This is a genomic window from Flavobacterium sp. (assembly GCF_044371705.1).
In the GTDB taxonomy this organism is placed as follows: Bacteria; Bacteroidota; Bacteroidia; order Flavobacteriales; family Flavobacteriaceae; genus Flavobacterium.
Map to the genome: position 1 here is coordinate 1 of NZ_JBILTE010000023.1, position 20,835 is coordinate 20,835.

Sequence of the window (20,835 nt, forward strand, 5' to 3'; positions counted from 1 at the left end):
AGAAATAGGTTTTGTTTTTCAAACCTTTAATTTAATGCCTCGAACATCTGCTTTGGACAATGTGGCATTACCAATGGTTTATGCCGGATACCCCAAAAGTGAGCGAAACATCAGAGCAACTGAAGTTTTAACACAAGTAAACTTAGCCGATCGAATGGACCACAAACCGAATGAACTTTCCGGTGGGCAACGCCAACGTGTGGCCATTGCTAGAGCTTTAGTGAATAATCCTTCGATTATTCTTGCGGATGAACCAACAGGAAATTTGGACAGTAAAACATCCGAAGAAATCATGGGTCTTTTTGATGTCATTCATAAAAATGGAAACACCATAATTTTGGTCACACACGAAGAAGACATTGCCGCACATGCTCATCGAATCATCCGCCTTCGTGACGGTATGGTAGAAAAAGACGAACAAGTAAAATAAACAATTTGTAACTTTGTATACTTATACAATTGTTTATGAAAACACTTATTATCTTTATGGGCGTTCTTTTGGTAGCCGTTTTTTTTGTAGTTAGGATGGCTAACAAACAACGAGCAAATCGAAAAGGTCGGAATTTTAAAACCAACTACTATTCTAAAAAGAAACAATAATTCCAATGAAAGTAGGAATTCTCACGTGTGCCCGTTTGCCTGAATTATTAAAATCCGATCAAAAATTAATTCCGCTATTCAAAGAATACAATATCACTGCCAAAGCTGTTATTTGGGATGATGAATCGATTGATTGGACTACTTTTGATTATTTACTCTTTCGAAATACTTGGGACTACTATCAAAAAGAAGCTGCTTTTAAAGATTGGCTCCAAAAAATAGAATCGCTGGGAATCAAAACGCTGAACCCCATTGCTACTATTCAACAAAACAAACACAAATTTTATTTAAAAGAACTGGAAAATAAAGGTGTTCTAATCCTTCCAACAATTTTTCTGGAAAAGAATTCCAATAAAAACCTGGAAACTGTTCTTCCTAAAAACTGGCAAAAAATTGTAATCAAACCGGCTTTTTCGGCAGGTAGTTATCTTACTAAATTAGTTGATAGAAGCGAAATAGCCTCCATTCAAGATGAATTTCAAGAACATTTAATCACAAAAGACTTTCTTTTGCAGGAGTTCAGACCTGAAATAAAAGAATTAGGGGAGACATCCTTCATTTTCTTTAATGGAATTTTTTCACATGCCATCAACAAAAAACCGGCGGAAGGCGACTTTCGAGTGCAAATTCAATACGGAGGAAACTATACATTGGTTGAACCTAGCATTAAATTAATTACTCAAGCCAAAGCTATTCTCAATCAAATTCCAGAACAACTGCTTTATGCCCGAATTGACGGAATTGTAAAAGACAACCAACTGCATTTAATGGAAATTGAACTCATCGAACCTGATTTGTATTTTGATATTGCAATTGGTTCTAGAGAACGATTTGTAGATGCTTTTTTGGAGGCCGTTAAAACCTAATTTGGAATAAATAACGTATTCCACTACAAAAAATCTTAGTACCTTAGCACCTTAGAACCTCAGCACCTTTCAAATGAAAATATACACCAAAACCGGCGACAGCGGAACTACTGCACTTTTTGGCGGAACACGCGTGCCCAAACACCATATTCGTATTGAAAGTTACGGAACAGTGGACGAATTAAACTCGCATATTGGTTTAATTCGCGACCAAAACATCAATCAATTGTATAAAAATGTACTAATTGAAGTACAGGATCGACTTTTCACTGTTGGAGCCATTTTGGCCACTCCACCTGAAAAAGAAGTTTTAAAAAATGGTCAGCCACGATTAAACATCAACCGAATTTCAGAAGAAGATGTGAAATTATTGGAAAACGAAATTGACAACATGAACGATTCGTTGCCTCCAATGACGCATTTTGTTTTGCCGGGCGGACATACAACAGTGTCATATTGTCATATTGCCCGATGTGTTTGTAGAAGAGCAGAGCGTCTATCGGTGCATCTTCATGAGCTGGAACCGACAGATGAGCAGGTTTTAAAATACTTGAACCGACTTTCTGACTACCTTTTTGTGCTGGCACGAAAGTTGTCTTTTGACCTACAAGCGGAAGAAGTAAAATGGATACCTAGAAAATAAACTTTCTTAAAAATCCAATACTAAAATCCCAAATTCCAATAAAAAAAATAATATAAAGGAAGATTTTTCTTCTTTTTGTTATTTGGAATTTTTAAAATTGGAATTTTTAAAACAACGTTCTTAACTTTTAAAGTAAAATAAAACACTTTTTACTTGACTATTTCAGTTTAAAATTTATTTTTGCATAAAATTAAATCCATAAAAGATGTATTGGACATTAGAATTAGCATCGTATTTAAGTGATGCACCGTGGCCAGCCACCAAAGATGAGCTTATTGACTATGCGATCAGAACAGGAGCTCCACTTGAAGTTGTGGAAAATCTGCAATCTATAGAAGATGAAGGCGAAAATTATGAATCAATGGAGGAAATTTGGCCAGATTATCCCACGGACGAAGATTATCTTTGGAACGAGGATGAGTATTAAAAAATATAACCCGCTGAAAAAAAGTCTCAACTAGAGGCTTTTTTTTTGTGTAAATTTGCGTCTCGAGGTATCGGGAATTAACAACAATTTAAATAAAAACAAAATGAGTTTCATTAATAGTATTCTTAGAGCATTTGTGGGAGACAAATCCGAAAAAGATGTCAAAGCAATACAACCCCTGTTAGCTAAAATTAAAACGTTTGAAAGCAATCTTGCCTCTTTAACTCATGACGAGTTACGTGCTAAAACTGCTTTTTTTAAACAAAAAATAAAAGATGCTCGTGCAGAAAATGATGCTAAAATAGCAACTTTACAAGAAGAAGTAGAACAAATTGCCGATATCGACAAAAGGGAAGACATCTACTCATCCATTGACACTTTAGAGAAAGAAGCGTATGACATTTCTGAAAAAGTTTTGATGGAAATCCTTCCGGAAGCTTTTGCAGTTGTTAAAGAAACCGCTCGTCGATTCAAAGAAAATACTCAAATTAAAGTTGTTGCCACACCCAAAGACATTGAACTTTCCGGAACCAAGTCTTATGTTACTCTCGAAGGTGACCATGCTGTATGGGCCAATTCATGGAATGCCGCCGGTAAAGAAATTACTTGGGACATGATTCACTACGACGTTCAGTTGATTGGTGGTGTCGTACTTCACCAAGGTAAAATTGCTGAAATGCAAACGGGTGAAGGTAAAACATTGGTTGCAACACTCCCACTCTATTTGAATGCGTTAACCGGAAATGGTGTTCATTTGGTTACCGTGAATGATTATTTGGCCAAACGTGACAGCACTTGGAAAGCACCTTTATTTGAATTTCACGGCTTAACAGTTGATTGTATCGACAACCACCAGCCAAATACCGAATCCAGAAGAAAAGCTTACGAAGCAGACATCACTTATGGCACCAACAACGAATTTGGTTTTGACTACTTAAGAGATAATATGGCTCACTCGCCACAAGATTTGGTACAACGCAAACACAATTATGCGATAGTCGATGAGGTGGATTCCGTATTAATTGATGATGCTCGTACGCCATTAATTATTTCAGGACCTGTTCCACAAGGAGATCGTCACGAGTTTAATGAGTTAAGACCTAAAGTAGATAATTTAGTTTCGTTGCAACGGAATTTAGCAACCCAGTTTTTAACTGAAGCGAAGAAATTAATCAAAGAAGGAAACACCAAAGACGGTGGTTTCCAATTATTGAGAGCGTATCGTTCACTGCCTAAAAATAAAGCATTAATCAAATTTTTGAGTGAAGAAGGAATTAAACAGTTGCTTCAAAAAACCGAAAATTTTTATATGCAAGATAACAACCGTGAAATGCCCAAAGTGGATGAAGCGTTGTATTTTGTTATTGAAGAAAAAAATAATCAGGTTGAATTAACGGACAACGGAATCAAATTCCTTTCGAAAGATACCGACGAAAATTTCTTTGTACTTCCTGATATCGGGACAGAAATTGCACGTATCGAAAAAATGAAACTTGAAAAAGAAGCAGAAGCAGAAGAAAAAGAAAAATTATTTCAAGATTTTTCTATCAAATCAGAACGCATTCACACATTAACACAATTATTAAAAGCCTATACGCTGTTTGAGAAAGATGTGGAATATGTAATCATGGAAGATAAAATCATGATTGTTGACGAACAAACGGGTCGTATCATGGACGGTCGTCGTTATTCAGACGGATTACACCAAGCAATTGAAGCAAAAGAAAATGTCAAAATTGAAGCGGCAACGCAAACTTTTGCAACGGTTACACTGCAGAATTACTTCCGTATGTACAGTAAATTAGCCGGTATGACGGGAACTGCTGTGACAGAAGCCGGCGAGCTTTGGCAAATTTATAAATTGGATGTTGTAGAAATACCTACCAACAGACCAATGTCAAGAAAAGACCAAGAAGATTTAATCTACAAAACTACCCGCGAGAAATTCAACGCAGTAATTGAAGATGTGACCAAACTATCACAAGCAGGAAGGCCGATATTGATTGGTACAACTTCTGTTGAGATTTCAGAATTATTAAGTAGAATGTTGAAAATGCGTAACATTCCGCACAATGTGTTGAATGCGAAAATGCACAAAAAAGAAGCAGAGATTGTTGCTGAAGCCGGTAAACCGGGTGTTGTGACCATTGCAACCAATATGGCTGGTCGTGGTACAGATATTAAATTGACACCCGAAGTAAAAGCTGCGGGAGGATTGGCGATTATTGGAACAGAGCGTCATGATTCGCGTCGTGTTGACCGTCAGCTGCGTGGTCGTGCCGGTCGTCAAGGAGACCCTGGAAGTTCACAATTTTATGTGTCTTTGGAAGATAACTTGATGCGTTTATTTGGTTCGGAACGAGTGGCCAAAGTAATGGACCGCATGGGCTTGAAAGAAGGCGAAGTTATTCAACATTCAATGATGACCAAATCGATTGAGCGGGCTCAGAAAAAAGTAGAAGAAAACAACTTTGGTGTTCGTAAACGTTTATTGGAATATGACGACGTGATGAACTCGCAACGTGAAGTTGTATACAAACGAAGAAGACATGCACTACATGGCGAACGTTTGAAAGTGGATATCGCCAACATGATTTATGATACCTGTGAAAATATCGTCAATGATAACAAAGCGGTAAGTGATTTTAAAAACTTTGAGTTTGATTTGATTCGATATTTTTCAATTACTTCTCCAGTTTCAGAAAGTGAATTTTCTAAATTAACCGAAATAGAATTAAGCGGACAAATGTACAAAACAGCCTTGGCCTATTATGAAGAGAAAAACTTAAGAGATGCAAGAGAAGCCTATCCAATTATTAAAAATGTATACGAAAATCCCAACAATCAATACGAGCGAATTGTAGTTCCGTTTACTGATGGTCAAAAAACCTTAAATGTGGTAACCGACTTGAAAAAGGCTTATGAATCGCAAGGAAAACAATTAGTAGCTGATTTTGAAAAAAACATCACTTTGGCTATTGTAGATGAAGCATGGAAAAAGCACTTACGTAAAATGGATGAATTGAAGCAATCGGTTCAATTAGCCGTTCACGAACAAAAAGATCCGTTATTAATTTATAAATTTGAAGCGTTTAATTTATTCAAAGCGATGCTGGATAAAGTAAACAAAGAAGTCGTTTCTTTCTTGTTTAAAGGTGACTTACCTAATCAAAATGCCAATATTAGCGAAGCGAAAGAAGTGCGTAAAAAAGAAAATTACAAAACTTCAAAAGACGAATTGCCAAACAGCGATACTGCAGCAGCACAAAATCGTGAAGCGGGAAATACCCAACGCCCGCAAGTTACTGAAACAATTGTGCGTGATGCTCCTAAAATCAACAGAAACGACACCGTTACAATCAAACATGTGATGAGTGGCAAAACAGAAACCATTAAATACAAAAAAGCTGAGAGCATGATTGCCGGTGGCGAATGGGTTTTGGTTTCGTAAGTAAACAAAACTATTTATATCATATCCCCAATGGTGAAAACTGTTGGGGATTTTTATTTTTCATTTACTTTGAATTAAGTACACTTTCTTGGAACACAGATTTTGAAAATTTGAGAAATAATTAGTTCACTTTTTTGGAATGCGGATGAATCAGATTAGCTACGCTAAACACCGATTAAAACGGATTTAAAACTTTTCACCCCCCTATTTCTTTTGAACACAGATTTTTCAAATTTTCAAAATCTGCGTTGCAATAAGAAAAAAGTTATTTATCTTTAGATTCATCAGTAAAAATAAAACTACCTTTACTTAAACACAAAAACTTACTACCATGGCCAAAAGTCAAGACGCAAAGAAAAACGTAAAAAAAGAACCTCTAAAAACTGCTAAAGAGAAAAAAGAGGAAAAACGCGATAAAAAGAACAACCCAAAAAGAGACTAACTTACAATTTGGGTATTCAATAGTTGTATTTAGAACAATAAATTCCCAAGGAAATTTATTGTGGAAAGATTTTTCCCGGATTCAGAATTCCATTCGGGTCAAAAACAAATTTTATTCGTTCCATCAACTCCAATTGTACTTTTGAAAAGGCAATATCCATATATTCACGTTGTACATAACCAATGCCGTGCTCGCCGGAAAGCGTTCCTTTGAGTGCAACGGTTAATTCAAACAGTTCCCTGATTCCTTTTGGAACTTCCGATTTCCAATTTTCATCGGTCATTGTGCCTTTAACGATATTGACATGAAGGTTTCCATCACCAGCATGTCCGTAACATACCGATTCAAATCCGTACTTCTTGCCAATATCTTTAACTCCTTTGAGTAATTTAGGTAATTCATAACGAGGCACAACGGTGTCTTCTTCTTTATAAACTGAATTGGATTTTACGGCTTCGCCCACACTTCTCCTCATTTTCCACAAAGCATTTTTTTGGTCTTCGGTATCAGCAAAAAGTACCTCGTCAATTTCAAATGCTTCCACAACTGACAAGATTTTTTCCGCTTCAATCATCAAAATATCGGGATAATTACCATCCACTTCTATCAATAAATGTGCTTCAATTCCATCTTTTACGCTAACACTTAAATTATCTACAAATTTTAATGTCCAATCAAGTGCGTCACGTTCCATAAATTCCAAAGCACTTGGCACTATTCCCGCTCTAAAAATAGCTGAAACAGCTTCACAGGCTTGATTTGCATTATAAAAAGGTACCAGCATTAAAACGTTATGACGGTTTTTAGGAATCAGTTTTAAAACTATTTTGGTAATTACACCTAATGTTCCTTCACTTCCAACCATCAATTGGGTCAAATTATAACCTGTGGAATTTTTCAACGTATTGGCACCTGTCCAAATGATTTCGCCGGTTGGCAACACTACTTCCAAATTCAAGACATAATCTTTGGTTACGCCATATTTAACCGCTCTGGCTCCACCGGAATTTTCAGCAACATTTCCACCAATCCAACAACTTCCCATACTACTCGGATCCACCGGATAAAACAACTCTTTTTCAGCAACGGCCTCCCGTAAAACTTGAGTAATAACGGCAGGCTCCACGGTTACTTGTAAATTTTGCTCATCAATATGTAAAATACGATTCAAACGCTCCATCGATAGTCCGATTCCTCCCTGCACAGACAATGCTCCGCCACTCAAACCGGTTCTTGCACCAATGGGAACAACGGGGATTTTATAGGTATTTGCTACTTTCAGTATTTCTGAAATCTCCAATGAATTTTCGGGTTTTACAACCACATGAGGTGGAAAAACATAATCTTCTGTTTCATCATGTCCGTATTGATTGCGAGTTTCTATATCTGTAAAAACAAAAGATGAACCAACAATAGCTTGCAGTTGCTGAAGAATTTCAGGTGTAATTCGCATAGGTTAAATTTTTCTCACTAAAGGTAAAAAAATTATACAAATGTAAGCAACCAATACCAAAAAGCTAATATGATAAACGACAACGGAATAACAACCATCATGCTTCTTAGTTTTGGTTTTATTGCATCATTTGAAGCGAGAATAATTGAAGACTCAGTAATTTTGAGTTGGCATCATTGCTATTTGATAAATAGTATAAAAGTAAAGGGTCTTATTTCAACCCTAGTATTATTGTCAAAAGCCAAAGCCGGCAAAAATTTACAGATTAAAAAATGATTCAATGCTGCATGTCCGTTTACTGGAAAGGATTTGATGAATCGTAATCCAATACCCAAAGCTAGACAAAGAAAAAGCAAAACAATGTTCTCCATAAAACCATTTTGAAAAACAAAAACACAATTAAATGAGTGGAAAAATACGGTGCCTGATTAACCCTCTTCCATTCACTTTTTTGTAACTTTACATTTCAAAATTATAATAAAGTGTCAAAGCTGCCAACAAAATCATCTGCACTGCACGAAAAAGAAGGAATTTTACCTCCGGAAACCATTAATCTTTTATCGGCTAAGACAATACAAAATTTTCGAAAAAAAGTATTTTCTACAGCTGAATATGTTCAAGGAATTCTACAAAAAGACATCACTACTTTAAGTCGGGCCATCACTTTAGTTGAAAGCACTAATCCTGATCATTTAGTTAAAGCAAATGAAGTCATTCAAGCTTGTCTACCTTATGCCAATCAATCCATTCGCATTGGAATTACAGGAGTTCCGGGAGTGGGAAAAAGTACGTTTATTGAAGCCTTCGGAAAACATTTGACGGAACTCGGAAAAAGAGTAGCCGTTTTAGCCGTAGACCCAAGTAGTACCATATCACACGGTAGTATTCTAGGAGATAAAACCCGAATGGAAGAATTAGTAAAAGATAAGAACGCATATATTCGCCCGAGTGCCTCCGGAGAAAGTTTAGGTGGTGTTGCCCGAAAAACCCGAGAATCCATTATTCTTTGTGAAGCTGCCGGATTTGACACAATTATTATAGAAACCGTTGGTGTTGGACAAAGTGAAACTGCAGTTCACAGTATGGTTGATTTCTTTTTGTTACTGAAAATATCAGGTGCTGGAGATGAATTACAAGGCATCAAACGCGGAATAATGGAAATGGCAGATGCAATTGTTATTAACAAAGCCGATGGCGACAACATCAAAAAAGCTCAATTAGCTAAAGCTGAATTTAATCGGGCACTTCATTTATTCCCAGCTAAAAACTCGGGATGGATTCCAAAAGTTACCACATGCAGCAGTATTACTCACGACGGAATTGTGGATGTTTGGAAAACTATCTCACAATATGTGGATTTGACAAAGCAAAACAATTATTTTTCTGAACACAGACAAGATCAAAATCAATATTGGCTATTAGAGACAATCAATGAACAACTGAAAAATCGGTTTTACCACCATCCTGAAATTGCACCGTTACTAGAAGAAATCAATAGAAAATTGCAGCATAATCAGATTTCACCTTTTGCTGCAGCGACACAATTATTATCCTATTACTTTAAATAATAAATCTTGATTTTATACCCTATTTACTGCAAAAATATAAAATTTAAATTATTTATATTATAACGGGTATAAAAATGATATAAATTTTTAAAATATACCATTTAAGGTATTTTTTTTTATAAAAAATTGTATATTTGTGGTTTAAAGGGTATAAAAATGAAAGAAAAACTAAATCCTATTAGCTTACATGTAAAGGAAAAACGTAAACAAAACAAACTCACACAACCGGAACTTGCTTTAAAAGCAGGCGTTGGATTGCGATTTGTTAGAGATTTAGAACAAGGCAAAAACACCTTGCGTATGGATAAAGTAAATGCTGTACTTCGTTTATTTGGAGAAACATTAGGTGCTGTTAATCTAGATCGACAAAAAATGCTAAACTATGAATAGAAGTGGAAATGTATATTTAAAAGAAAATTTTTGTGGCGTAGTTCGGGAAACAGACGACGGCTACACTTTTGAATATGATAGAAACTATTTACAAAAAAATACGGCACAGGAGGTAAGTCTCACATTGCCACTCACAGACAGAACCTATCAAAGCAAAACATTATTTGCTTTTTTTGATGGTCTGATTCCAGAAGGATGGTTATTAGATATTGCAGAGCGAAACTGGAAAATAAATTATAAAGACCGAATGGGATTACTCCTAACTTGCTGCAAAGATTGTATAGGAGCTGTTAGTGTTTTGAAAAACAATGAAGAATTATAAAAAAAAATATTTAGCTAGAAACAATCAATCGATGGAAGTACATGAGAAAAGTACTTTCTACGGTAGAAGATGCTTGCATTGTTATGAACCATTAACAAATCCAGGGGCTGATTTTCATGAAGCTTGCAACAAAAAATTCTTCGGACAATTAAAAACACCCCAATTGGCTTACAATTTAGAGAATTTACAAGAATTGGCCCAACAAGTCATCCAAAGTCAAATGGCAGTAACAGGAGTTCAAGCAAAAGTATCACTAAGCTTGTACAGAAAAGAAGAAAAAAATCTAACCAAAAAATTAACTATTGTTGGTTTGTATGGCGATTACATTCTAAAACCGCCTTCTGAACATTATGAACAATTACCGGAATTAGAAAGTGCAACTATGCATATGGCAGCAATATGCGGAATAAAAGTAGTTCCCCATAGTTTAATTTCTTTACAAGACAGAACCTTATGCTATATTACCAAACGAGTTGACAGAACCCGCAAAGGGAAACTCTTAATGGAAGATATGTGTCAATTAAGTGAACGGCTCACCGAAGATAAATACAAAGGCAGTCATGAACAAGTGGCAAAATTACTTTTAAAATACTCCAATTCGCCTTTGCTGGATGTAAGTGACTTTTATGAGCAGGTATTGTTTAGTTTTTTAACCGGAAACTCCGATATGCATTTGAAAAACTTTTCGCTTTTAGAAAGAGTCGGACAAGGCCTAAGTTTATGTCCAGCTTATGATTTGGTTCCAACAGCATTAGTAAATACAATGGATACCGAAGAATTAGCATTGACCTTAAATGCAAAAAAGCGAAAATTAAAATACGACGATTTTTTGGTTGCATTTGAAAATGGAGGTTTGAACAAAAAGATTTTGGACAATACTTTAGAACTTTTTTATTACTGCAAACCTGAAATGCAGGAAGTATTAGAAAAAAGTTTTGTAAGTGATTTCTTTAAAGAAAAGTATCACTCTTTGATAAATAAGCGATACAAACAACTGAACTTGGTATAGTTCTCTATTTGAATCCAATAAAAAAGCCGTTTTAATTCCTTTTAACAACGGCTTTATTATTCATTTATTCTTCGTAACGTTCCATTTCTCGATCATAAAAAGCTCCGGCTAATTCGATTAATTTTTCCATTTCGGTTTCCAATTCTTTTTCATCTTCTTCTTCGATATCTTCTAAAAATTCCACTTCATCATCTTTCAAATTGATTAAAAAACGAGGGAAATCCAAATGAATTATAAAAATATCCTCCGGGTAATCTGTATTATCTGCTAAAACGAATTTTGGTAAGTCCATGATTGAAAAGTTATAGGGTTGAATGTTAAGAGTTAAGGGTTGAAAAATTTAAATATATTAATAGTCAAAAACGCCGAACTCACTAGTAATCGTTAATTTTTTTGTTTCTGCTGCTTCTACTCTACCTACAATTTGTGCATCAATATTGAATGATTTTGAAATCGCTATGATATCGTCTGCAACTTCTTTTGGTACATATAGTTCCATCCGGTGTCCGCAATTAAATACTTGGTACATTTCTTTCCAATCGGTTTTTGATTGTTCCTGAATCAATTTGAACAAAGGCGGAATCGAGAATAAATTATCTTTAATGATATGCAAGTTGTCTATAAAATGTAAAATCTTTGTTTGAGCTCCTCCACTACAATGAACCATTCCGTGAATATCTTTTGAAAAGTATTTTTCAAGTATCTTTTTGATAACCGGAGCATAGGTACGAGTTGGCGATAGCACTAATTTACCGGCATCAAGCGGACTGCTTTCAACTTCATCCGTTAAATTCACTTGACCAGAATAAATCAATTCTTCCGGAACTGAAGCATCAAAACTTTCAGGATATTTTGTAGCTAAATATTTTGAAAAAACATCGTGGCGTGCAGAAGTAAGTCCGTTACTTCCCATTCCTCCATTGTATTCCTTTTCATAAGTTGCTTGACCAAATGAAGCCAAGCCAACAATTACATCGCCTGCCTGGATATTTGCATTATCAATTACATCGCTACGTTTCATTCGAGCCGTTACAGTTGAATCAACAATAATTGTTCGAACAATATCACCTACATCGGCTGTTTCACCACCTGTAGAATGAATAGTAACACCGTAGGATTTCAATTCTTGAATTAATTCTTCCGTACCATTAATAATGGCTGAAATAACTTCGGCTGGAATTAGGTTTTTATTACGTCCGATGGTAGAAGACAACAAAATATTATCAGTGGCACCTACACAGAGTAAATCGTCAATATTCATGATTAAAGCATCTTGGGCAATACCTTTCCAAACCGAAACATCGCCCGTTTCTTTCCAATACATATAAGCCAACGACGATTTTGTTCCAGCACCATCCGCATGCATCAGTAAACAATAGTCTTCATCATTGGTTAAATAATCAGGTACGATTTTACAAAATGCTTTTGGAAACAAGCCCTTGTCAATGTTTTTAATTGCATTGTGAACATCTTCTTTTCCGGCTGAAACTCCTCGAAGTGCGTATCTTTTACTCGTATCAGAACTCATAATTGTTGAATTGATTCATCTACACGGAAACAATCGTTCCTGCAGATTCTTATATTGATTTGCAAAGATAAGATTAATGTGAAAATGTAGCAATTTTAATATACTGAAGAGGCCGTTATTTTTCACGGACAAAAATTTCAACTCTCCGATTAGCAACGCGTTCCTCCTCACTTTTCTCCGGTAGCGGAAAAATTGGCATTGTGCTTCCAAAACCTTTGAAAGAAAGGCGATCAATAGCGATTCCGTTTTTAACTAGGTAATCGTAAACTGCTTGAGCTCTTTTGAATGAAAGATCTTCTGTATCAACCGTAAAACAGCAAATATGTCCGTGAACTTCAATTTTAAGATTCTCATTACTTTTCATCACCTCCAATAACTCCTCCAAAACAGGTATAGATTTAGGTAAAACTATATCTTTCCCGCCAAAAAAATTCAGTCCTTTTAGTTCTAAATATTGTCCTTTTTCTGCAGCATTTAATGAGGAAGCGTACGATTTTGAATCTTCTTTGGTACTATATAAAAAAGTTACTCGTCTATTTTCTGATTGATTTATTGAAGGTTCAAAATCTTCACCAACAACTACTTTTTGCACATCCCTTTTTACTGCAATTTTATTTGATTTCAGAAATTTTTCAATACTACGTATTCTCTCAGTTGCTAACTTTTTATTGTAGGCATTCGTTCCAACCGTATCACAATAGCCGTAAATCTGACAGATTTCCGCGGTAGGATTGTTTTTAATCCAATTTTGTAAAAGCGATTGTGAGGTTGCGTTCACTTTAAGTTCATTAAAATCAAAATACACATCTACTTTTTCCTGTGGATGAAAAACACTTGTAAAAAGAACACTTATAAAAAAGAAGATATATTTCAATTTTTCAGAATTTGAATTTCTACTCTGCGATTTGCTGCTCGTTCTTCTTCATTTTTTTCTGGAATGGGGTAAATAGGTTTAGTGACACCAAAACCCTGAAAAGTAACTCTTGAATTCTCAATTCCATTCGCTCTTAGGAAATTGCTAATGGCTTTTGCACGTTGGTAGGACAAATTATTTCGATCATTAGTCATGCAGCACAAATGGCCTTGAATATCAATCGAAAGCTCGGGATTTTGCTGCATGACAATTAACAACTCATACAATTTACCACGACTTTCATTAACTATTGCAAAAGTGTTTAATTGAAAATTCAGGTTTTCCAATTGCAATTTTTCACCAGGTTGAGCCGCATCCACTTTTCGCATAAACTCCACGTTCAAATCATAAACTGATTCGGTACCATTTGGATTTTGAATGACAATTGCCTCTGGAAATTGTTTTTTAGGTTTGGGTTTCGGAGCAGGTTCTTCCGTTTTGATTCCCAAGATTTCCTCTTCACGAGCTAAATCTGCTTCGAGTATGTAATAAACAGTGACGCGTCGATTGAGTGATTTATCATTTGCTTGTTGGTGTAATTTGCCGAAACTCCGCGATTTAAAATCTTCGCGAATGGCTATTTGATTTTTGACTTGTTGGAAGATAAAATCTACTCTTTTTTGAGCCAACGTATCATTGAAGCCCACTGTTCCATCTTCGTCAGTATATCCGTTGATGGCAACGATTTTTACTTTTTTATTGGATGCCATCCATTGATTTAATCGAGTAGCTTCCGATTTTTTCAAATCAAATTGGTTGGTATCAAAGTAAAAAGAAATTTGTTCTTGTGACCGCATAAAAATTGAACAAAGAAACAAGAGACAAATCGATACTTTACATTTCATAGGGGCATTCATTTAATTAGATAACGAATATATTAAAAATAAATTTTAATAAGATTTAAGGAATAGTACCTCAACCATCTCTTAGTTGTCAACTATTGAACCAAAAAAAAAGCCACGCTAAAAAACGTGGCTTCAAATGCATTATTTATCTACCTATCTTGTAAATAATAATTCTCTGTATTTTGTCAATGTCCAAAGTTCATCGTCTACCAACAATTCCAATTTATCTGCGTGGTATCTGATTTCTTCGAAGAAAGGTTTCACTTTATTGCAATAAGCTGCAGCCATTTTTTCGGCAGAATCCAACTTATTTGCTTTTTTGCGTTCTTCGGTCATCGCATCTACTTTGGTATTAATTCCTTCGATGTGTTCTGAGATTTCTTTAATCAATTTGATTTGTTCTTTTGCAATTTTTTCAAAAGAAGCACCAAAGATTTCTTTTAAGCCACGTACATTTTCAATCAATACATTTTGATATCTAATTGCTGTAGGCACTACATGATTTCTGGCGATATCACCCAAAACTCTTCCTTCAATTTGAATTTTCTTGGTATACTCTTCCAATTCAATTTCGTAGCGTGACTCCACTTCTACATGATTCATTACGTTTAAAAAACCAAATAATTCAATTGCTTTTGTAGAAACTTTTGCCTTCAAGGCTTCAGGAGTTGTTTTGTGGTTGCTTAAACCACGTTTTTTAGCTTCTTTTTCCCATGCTTCACTATAACCGTCTCCTTCGAAAAGAATATTTTTTGTTTTCTTAATATACTCTCTCAATACATTAAAAATAGCTTCGTCTTTTTTCAAGTCGTTGTTCTCAATTAAACCATCAACTTCAGCTTTAAACTCCATTAATTGTTTCGCAACAATAGAATTCAAAGTAGTCATTGAAGTTGCACAGTTTGCCATAGAACCCACAGCTCTAAATTCAAATTTATTACCTGTAAATGCAAATGGAGAAGTTCTGTTTCGATCGGTATTGTCTAATAATACGTCCGGTAATTTACCAACTACGTTTAATTTTAAATCGGTTTTTTCTTCAGGTGATAATTTACCTTTGGTAACTCCTTCTAATTCTTGCAAAACATTGGTTAATTGCTGACCGATAAATACCGAAATAATTGCTGGAGGAGCTTCATTTGCACCTAAACGATGGTCGTTACTAGCAGATGCAATTGACGCACGTAACAATTCTTCGTAATCGTGAACAGCTTTAATTGTGTTAATAAAGAACGTTAAAAACTGTAAATTACTCATCGGCGTTTTTCCTGGACTTAACAAGTTAATACCTGTATCAGTTGCCAACGACCAGTTATTGTGTTTTCCTGAACCATTGACACCTTTGAATGGTTTTTCATGGAATAATACTTTAAAATCATGACGCTCTCCTACTTTTGACATCACATCCATCAATAATGAATTGTGGTCTACCGCAAGGTTGGTCTCTTCAAAAATTGGTGCTAATTCAAATTGATTAGGAGCTACTTCATTGTGGCGTGTTTTTACCGGAATACCTAATAACATGCATTCGTTTTCCAAATCACGCATATAATTTAATGCACGTGTTGGAATGGAGCCAAAATAATGATCTTCTAATTGTTGCCCTTTTGCAGATGTATGACCTAACAAAGTTCTGCCGGTAAACATAATATCAGGCCTGGAATTTGCTAAAGCAATATCTACAAGGAAATATTCTTGTTCCCAACCTAATGTAGGGGTTATTTTTTTTACATTCTTATCAAAATATTTAGCAACATCGGTTGCTGCTTGATCGATTGCTTGCAATGCACGTAACAATGGCGTTTTATTATCTAAAGCTTCACCCGTATACGATACAAAAACGGTTGGAATACACAAAGTTGTTCCAAAAATAAATGCCGGAGATGTTGGATCCCATGCAGTATATCCGCGTGCTTCAAAAGTATTTCTGATACCTCCATTTGGAAAACTTGAAGCATCCGGTTCTTGTTGTACTAATTGACTGCCTCCGAATTTTTCAACAGGATCGCTGCCATCAAATGACGTTTCAAAAAAGGCATCATGTTTTTCAGCTGTGGCACCTGTTAAAGGTTGAAACCAGTGTGTATAGTGTGTTACCCCTTTAGACAACGACCATTCTTTCATACCCATTGCAATATAGTCTGCAATTTTACGGTCAATTTTTGTTCCGTGCTGTACCGCATTTTGAACCGCTTTAAAGGCCTCAGGCGTTAAATACTTACGCATGGCTTTTTCGTTGAACACATTACTTCCAAAAATTTCTGATTTTTTGGCAAGTTCTTCCACTCGTGCAGGTTTTCTACCTGCTGTTTCTCTTAAAGCTTGAAAACGAATTGATGACATAATTTTTGTGTTGAAAGTTTGACAGTATTAATTCACGGTGCAAATATACTTATTTTTGATTATAAAATAAATTACCCCCTAAAAATTTAGGGGGTAATTTAATTATTTGGTAATAATGAACATCCAAACCTATTAAATTTTATCAAAAAGTCAATTTTAAGTATTAAAACAAGCACTACTACTTAAAACAAACATTCTGCATTAACTGAAAGTCATGTAAATAAAAACACCATATCCAAGAACTAAAATAATTCCGGCTTTTCTGTCTAAATAACCTCTTTTGGGTAGTAAAACTAGAGGCAGAAGTACAATTGCAAATCCAATCATCCAAAGCAAATCGGAAGACAACAATTTTTGATCTACTAATTTAATAGGTTGAATCATTGCTGTTAAACCAAGAACCGAAAAAATATTAAAAATATTTGACCCGACTATATTTCCAATAGAAATAGAACTTTCCTTTTTAATTGCAGCAATTAAAGAGGCTGCAAATTCGGGAATACTTGTTCCCACAGCAACTACAGTAACTGCAATAATACGATCGGACACACCAAATGCGTTCGCAATATTTACAGCTCCTTTAATTAGCAATTCTGAACCGCCATAAAGTGCTCCACCTCCAATAAGTAAAAACCAAACAATCAAATACATTGGCATTGCTTTTTCTAATTCGATTTCAATTTCAGATTCATTTGATTTTTGTGTTTTTATGAGATAAATAACAAATAGTATGATTAAAAGGAATAAAACAGCCCCTTCCATTCGAGCAATTTCGCCATCATATAACAACAGAAAGTACAATAAAAACGATGCAATAATCATTGCTAGCCAATCGGTTTTAAAAAATGATGCATCTACTTTCATCTCACTTATAATCATAACAACACCTAGTATCAAACCAATATTTGCGATATTAGAACCAACAACATTCCCTAATGCGATATCCGAAAAACCATCAAGAGCCGCTTTTAAACTTACTATCAATTCAGGAGCTGAAGTTGCAAAAGATACAACTGTCATCCCAATAATTATTTTTGAAACATTCAGTCTTACAGACATCCCAACAGCCGATTTTAAAAGCCAGTCGCCACCTAAAACCAACAGAATGAGTCCTAAAACAATAAATAAATAGTCCATGATAAAAATAAGAAATGTAAAAATACCCTAAAATATGCCATAAAAAAAGGTCTCGAAAGACCTTTTTTATTAACAAATTAATGTTACTTTTTTACGACATCTGTTTCGCTAAGTTCCAACATATTCATTACAGCGTTATAATCACTAAAATCTATACGTGCTGAACCAAAATAACCAGGAATTAATACTATACGAAAAGTCTGGTTTTGCGTCCATTGTGGTCCAAGTATTGTTAAAGGGAAATCTGCTGAACTTAAAAATAGATTTACATCAAATCGAGTAAAATCAAAATTATATTGTAAATCACCTTCATCCAATTGAACCGTTTGAGGCATTTGTCTCCAAATTGGAGTTCCGTTATCTACATCCCATAACAAATAGACCAAAACAATATCTGAATCTAGAATAGGCGGATTCAAAGTTATTAAACTACTGAAGTTATTGTTTGGTCCAAAACTACGAGTCACTTCAAAAACCTCTGCTTCAAAGATTGGTCCCGGAGGTCCTGGAGGTCCCATTGGCCCCTCGCATCCCTGTAAAACAAACATTACCACTACACTGAAAAGTAAAAGTATTTTTTTCATAATTAAATATTTTATAGTTAGATTTTCTGAACTTCATGAATTATGCCAAAGTTATCTTTTTTGTTTCATACGAACTAATTTTATTTTTCTACTTTTGAGTGATGGAAACAAAACAAGCTCTTTTTATGGTTATGTTGGGTGCGAAGCCTGCCGGAAGATTTACCGAACAGCATGACATTTTCTTTGGAATAGCAACCCATTTGGAAGAACTAGTTCCCGCCATGAAAGCGTTTTGGCCGGAAGCTAAGGGAAAAATTCACATCGATGCGTGGCGAACCGTTTCAGCAGTTGAGGGGTATAAAATAGAAATAGGTACTCATCTCAAAAAGTCATCCAATCAAGAAAAATTATTTTTCATCAACCTCGGTGGTTATAAAGAAAATGAATTTGAAGAATATCATTACAAGGTGTTAACCGTGGCTAAAAACAAGTCAGAAGCCATAAAGAAAGCCAAACAAACTACTTTTTATATGCATTCCGGTTTTAAAGGAGCCACTTCTCACATTGATGACAAATATGGTGTAGATGTAGATGACATTTATGATATTGAAGATATTTTAGCACCGCACTACAAGGAACAAAATTCTTTAAAAATTACAAAATCATCAGATTTGCCGTCTGATGTACTTGAAATTGGTTATTTAAAAATTGATAAATTGCTGAAAGATGGGAAGAATTAATCCGAAAAACATCAAAATTCACAACGACAAATTACAAAAAAAACAAGCGAAAAAGAAAGAAAAAGAAGCAGCGAGAAAGGAAAAGTTGAAGGCTATCCTTAAAAACTTTAACACAGAAGAACCTTCCTGAAAGCTTATTCAGAAACAATTTTAAAGTTGTAAATTTCTCCGGAAGCTTCTTGTTTGATAAGTAAAAAATACAAACCGCTGCTAAATGTTTCTGCTAATATAATTGCATCATTATGAATGTATCCCGAACTATGAACTTGTCCCACAGAGGTGTAAATGGTATACTTATGTTGTTCGGGTTCTAAACCTTCTATTCTAATTAATTTTATGGATTTGTTTAACGGATTTGGATAAACATGTAGCGATTTTAATTGAGGCTTAATTATATTCAAAGTGCTACACGCATTAATCTGGATGTTCCGGTGAGTAAACCAATAATCATCTATTACAATAGCCAAAGAATCTGCAAATTTTTGCCTGTTCAAAGGCGTATCCCTTATTCCTGTAAAATTTAGTTCCATTTGAAAACCATTTACTAAATTATTAGGTGCATAACAGGTATGATTTGCAGTAATATAACCACCACTGAAATAATTTGAAGTAGTACCGGGAAATGGAATTTGTGAGCTAGGAACCGATGGAAAACCCTTATCTCCCAATAGGGTTCCAAAAGATTTTGGCCCTCTCAACAATTGAGCATGTGTATAACTATTTTGATTATTCAATGCCAAATTTTTAATTGAACTGTAATTTAAATAGGTGGTTGTATTTAATGTGGCATCGGGTAATGCTAACTCATCATCATACAATAAATAACCTAATTCAATACGCTGAATTGGATTTCCATGTCCGTGTACATCAATAAAAATGGCATTATTGGATGAACTTAAATTTGCGTGGTTTTGTGCTGTTGTTATAAATCCTTGAAACTCATTCCAAGCAATTGATGCCTGGGGATTTCCGCATGCTCCATCACTTAAATTTCTGTTACAATCCAATTTAGAACGTTTTAGATGGCAAATAATAATATGTGGATAACAACCGGTTTGTTCAAAAAGAGCATTCTTGATTGCCAGTGCTGTTTCAATAGTATTTGAATCGGTTGCAAAAACCGGATTATTACATGTTCTGTTTGGGATACCAACCGGATCCAAATCTCCACCATGAGGCACAGATAGCACGATTGGCAAAGTTCCTTTTTGGTATTCTATGTAATTATTCGTGCCATAAAACACTTCTTGTGAAAAAAAATCACTTGCAATAAAACAAATTAAAAAAAAAGTCAGCGTTATTTTTACTTTCATAGCTATGGCATTTTTTCAAATATAATCAAACTAAGTTTAAATTATACAATCGAAACAGAAACCACTAATTTCCTTGTAATCGAATCCAAAGCTTACCCAACAATTTTTTGGCTTGTGCCCTATTTTTATTCGGTAATTCCGCTGCTTTTATTTCACCATTTACTTCAGTGATATGGTAGCTGAACGAAAACTGCATGTCGTTTTCTTCGGCATTCAGCACACCAAACCGCAAATCGTTAAAAAGCAATTGATTTTCTTTTTGCGTGATGCAGTACCAACCTTCGGAAATTCGTTTTAATTGTTTGATGACGGCTGCATCAT

General features: G+C 35.0%; 21 protein-coding genes and 1 pseudogene. 11 read left to right on the forward strand and 11 right to left on the reverse strand.

Going from position 1 to position 20,835, the window contains the following annotated elements:
* The 5 genes from ACIQ2S_RS02940 to secA all read left to right on the forward strand — a co-directional run.
* Positions 1-430, forward strand: a 430-nt coding sequence (locus ACIQ2S_RS02940) for an ABC transporter ATP-binding protein (protein ID WP_396172609.1), incomplete at its 5' end; no start/stop codon positions are given.
* Positions 431-605: 175 nt separating this feature from the next.
* The gene (locus ACIQ2S_RS02945; RefSeq protein WP_396172610.1) at positions 606-1,466 is read left to right on the forward strand and encodes a RimK family alpha-L-glutamate ligase; all 861 of its coding nucleotides are present in this window, start codon (positions 606-608) and stop codon (positions 1,464-1,466) included.
* A 73-nt stretch (positions 1,467-1,539) separates the two neighbouring features.
* The gene (locus ACIQ2S_RS02950) at positions 1,540-2,109 is read left to right on the forward strand and encodes a cob(I)yrinic acid a,c-diamide adenosyltransferase (protein ID WP_396172611.1); all 570 of its coding nucleotides are present in this window, start codon (positions 1,540-1,542) and stop codon (positions 2,107-2,109) included.
* A gap of 205 nt (positions 2,110-2,314) precedes the next feature.
* On the forward strand, positions 2,315-2,536 hold the full coding sequence (locus tag ACIQ2S_RS02955; RefSeq protein WP_371268880.1) for a DUF2795 domain-containing protein: 222 nt from the start codon (positions 2,315-2,317) through the stop codon (positions 2,534-2,536).
* A gap of 103 nt (positions 2,537-2,639) precedes the next feature.
* Entirely contained in the window at positions 2,640-5,987 is a 3,348-nt protein-coding gene (gene secA, locus ACIQ2S_RS02960) for a preprotein translocase subunit SecA (protein WP_396172612.1), read from the forward strand.
* A 497-nt stretch (positions 5,988-6,484) separates the two neighbouring features.
* Here the strand turns inward: secA and ACIQ2S_RS02965 are convergent, their stop codons facing one another.
* Both ACIQ2S_RS02965 and ACIQ2S_RS02970 read right to left on the reverse strand, forming a co-directional pair.
* Positions 6,485-7,882, reverse strand: a complete 1,398-nt coding sequence (locus ACIQ2S_RS02965; protein ID WP_396172613.1) for an FAD-binding oxidoreductase — start codon at positions 7,880-7,882, stop codon at positions 6,485-6,487.
* A 179-nt stretch (positions 7,883-8,061) separates the two neighbouring features.
* A complete protein-coding gene (locus ACIQ2S_RS02970) occupies positions 8,062-8,253 on the reverse strand; it encodes a hypothetical protein (RefSeq protein ID WP_396172614.1) in 192 nt (63 codons plus the stop codon).
* A gap of 111 nt (positions 8,254-8,364) precedes the next feature.
* Here ACIQ2S_RS02970 and meaB point away from each other — a divergent pair, with 111 nt between their 5' ends.
* The 4 genes from meaB (at position 8,365) to ACIQ2S_RS02990 (ending at position 11,171) form a co-directional block, all read left to right on the forward strand.
* Entirely contained in the window at positions 8,365-9,450 is a 1,086-nt protein-coding gene (meaB, locus tag ACIQ2S_RS02975) for a methylmalonyl Co-A mutase-associated GTPase MeaB (protein ID WP_396172615.1), read from the forward strand.
* A 156-nt stretch (positions 9,451-9,606) separates the two neighbouring features.
* Positions 9,607-9,840 carry a helix-turn-helix transcriptional regulator gene (locus ACIQ2S_RS02980; protein WP_396172616.1) on the forward strand — a complete coding sequence of 78 codons (234 nt, stop codon included), beginning with the start codon at positions 9,607-9,609 and terminating at the stop codon, positions 9,838-9,840.
* Positions 9,833-10,162 carry a HipA N-terminal domain-containing protein gene (locus tag ACIQ2S_RS02985; RefSeq protein ID WP_396172617.1) on the forward strand — a complete coding sequence of 110 codons (330 nt, stop codon included), beginning with the start codon at positions 9,833-9,835 and terminating at the stop codon, positions 10,160-10,162. Before ACIQ2S_RS02980 ends, ACIQ2S_RS02985 begins: the two co-directional genes overlap by 8 nt.
* Positions 10,149-11,171 carry a HipA domain-containing protein gene (locus ACIQ2S_RS02990; protein WP_396172618.1) on the forward strand — a complete coding sequence of 341 codons (1,023 nt, stop codon included), beginning with the start codon at positions 10,149-10,151 and terminating at the stop codon, positions 11,169-11,171. The genes ACIQ2S_RS02985 and ACIQ2S_RS02990 overlap by 14 nt, the downstream gene beginning before the upstream one ends.
* Positions 11,172-11,235: 64 nt before the next feature.
* Here ACIQ2S_RS02990 and ACIQ2S_RS02995 read toward each other — a convergent pair whose 3' ends face one another.
* The 7 genes from ACIQ2S_RS02995 to ACIQ2S_RS03025 form a co-directional block, all read right to left on the reverse strand.
* Positions 11,236-11,463 (reverse strand): hypothetical protein, encoded by a 228-nt coding sequence (locus tag ACIQ2S_RS02995; protein ID WP_396172619.1) that lies wholly within the window; start codon positions 11,461-11,463, stop codon positions 11,236-11,238.
* Between the two features lie 57 nt (positions 11,464-11,520).
* Entirely contained in the window at positions 11,521-12,699 is a 1,179-nt protein-coding gene (locus ACIQ2S_RS03000; protein ID WP_396172620.1) for an AIR synthase related protein, read from the reverse strand.
* Between the two features lie 115 nt (positions 12,700-12,814).
* Positions 12,815-13,573, reverse strand: a complete 759-nt coding sequence (locus ACIQ2S_RS03005; protein WP_396172621.1) for an OmpA family protein — start codon at positions 13,571-13,573, stop codon at positions 12,815-12,817.
* On the reverse strand, positions 13,570-14,409 hold the full coding sequence (locus ACIQ2S_RS03010) for an OmpA family protein (protein ID WP_396172622.1): 840 nt from the start codon (positions 14,407-14,409) through the stop codon (positions 13,570-13,572). Before ACIQ2S_RS03010 ends, ACIQ2S_RS03005 begins: the two co-directional genes overlap by 4 nt.
* A 201-nt stretch (positions 14,410-14,610) precedes the next feature.
* Entirely contained in the window at positions 14,611-16,800 is a 2,190-nt protein-coding gene (locus tag ACIQ2S_RS03015) for a glutamine synthetase III (RefSeq protein WP_396172623.1), read from the reverse strand.
* 201 nt (positions 16,801-17,001) lie between these two features.
* Entirely contained in the window at positions 17,002-17,937 is a 936-nt protein-coding gene (locus tag ACIQ2S_RS03020) for a calcium/sodium antiporter (RefSeq protein ID WP_396172624.1), read from the reverse strand.
* 83 nt (positions 17,938-18,020) lie between these two features.
* Positions 18,021-18,521 carry a collagen-like protein gene (locus ACIQ2S_RS03025; RefSeq protein ID WP_396172625.1) on the reverse strand — a complete coding sequence of 167 codons (501 nt, stop codon included), beginning with the start codon at positions 18,519-18,521 and terminating at the stop codon, positions 18,021-18,023.
* 101 nt (positions 18,522-18,622) lie between these two features.
* Between ACIQ2S_RS03025 and ACIQ2S_RS03030 the strand changes: the two genes are divergently transcribed.
* Both ACIQ2S_RS03030 and ACIQ2S_RS03035 read left to right on the forward strand, forming a co-directional pair.
* Positions 18,623-19,201: a DUF1543 domain-containing protein gene (locus ACIQ2S_RS03030; RefSeq protein WP_396172626.1), complete on the forward strand. Its 579-nt coding sequence runs from the start codon at positions 18,623-18,625 to the stop codon at positions 19,199-19,201.
* A complete protein-coding gene (locus ACIQ2S_RS03035; protein WP_396172627.1) occupies positions 19,188-19,331 on the forward strand; it encodes a hypothetical protein in 144 nt (47 codons plus the stop codon). Before ACIQ2S_RS03030 ends, ACIQ2S_RS03035 begins: the two co-directional genes overlap by 14 nt.
* A gap of 4 nt (positions 19,332-19,335) precedes the next feature.
* Here the strand turns inward: ACIQ2S_RS03035 and ACIQ2S_RS03040 are convergent, their stop codons facing one another.
* Both ACIQ2S_RS03040 and ACIQ2S_RS03045 read right to left on the reverse strand, forming a co-directional pair.
* Complete coding sequence (locus ACIQ2S_RS03040; protein ID WP_396172628.1) at positions 19,336-20,514, reverse strand: T9SS type A sorting domain-containing protein; 1,179 nt, start codon at positions 20,512-20,514, stop codon at positions 19,336-19,338.
* Positions 20,515-20,578: 64 nt separating this feature from the next.
* Positions 20,579-20,835, reverse strand: a pseudogene (locus ACIQ2S_RS03045) (metal-dependent hydrolase); the annotation flags it as partial.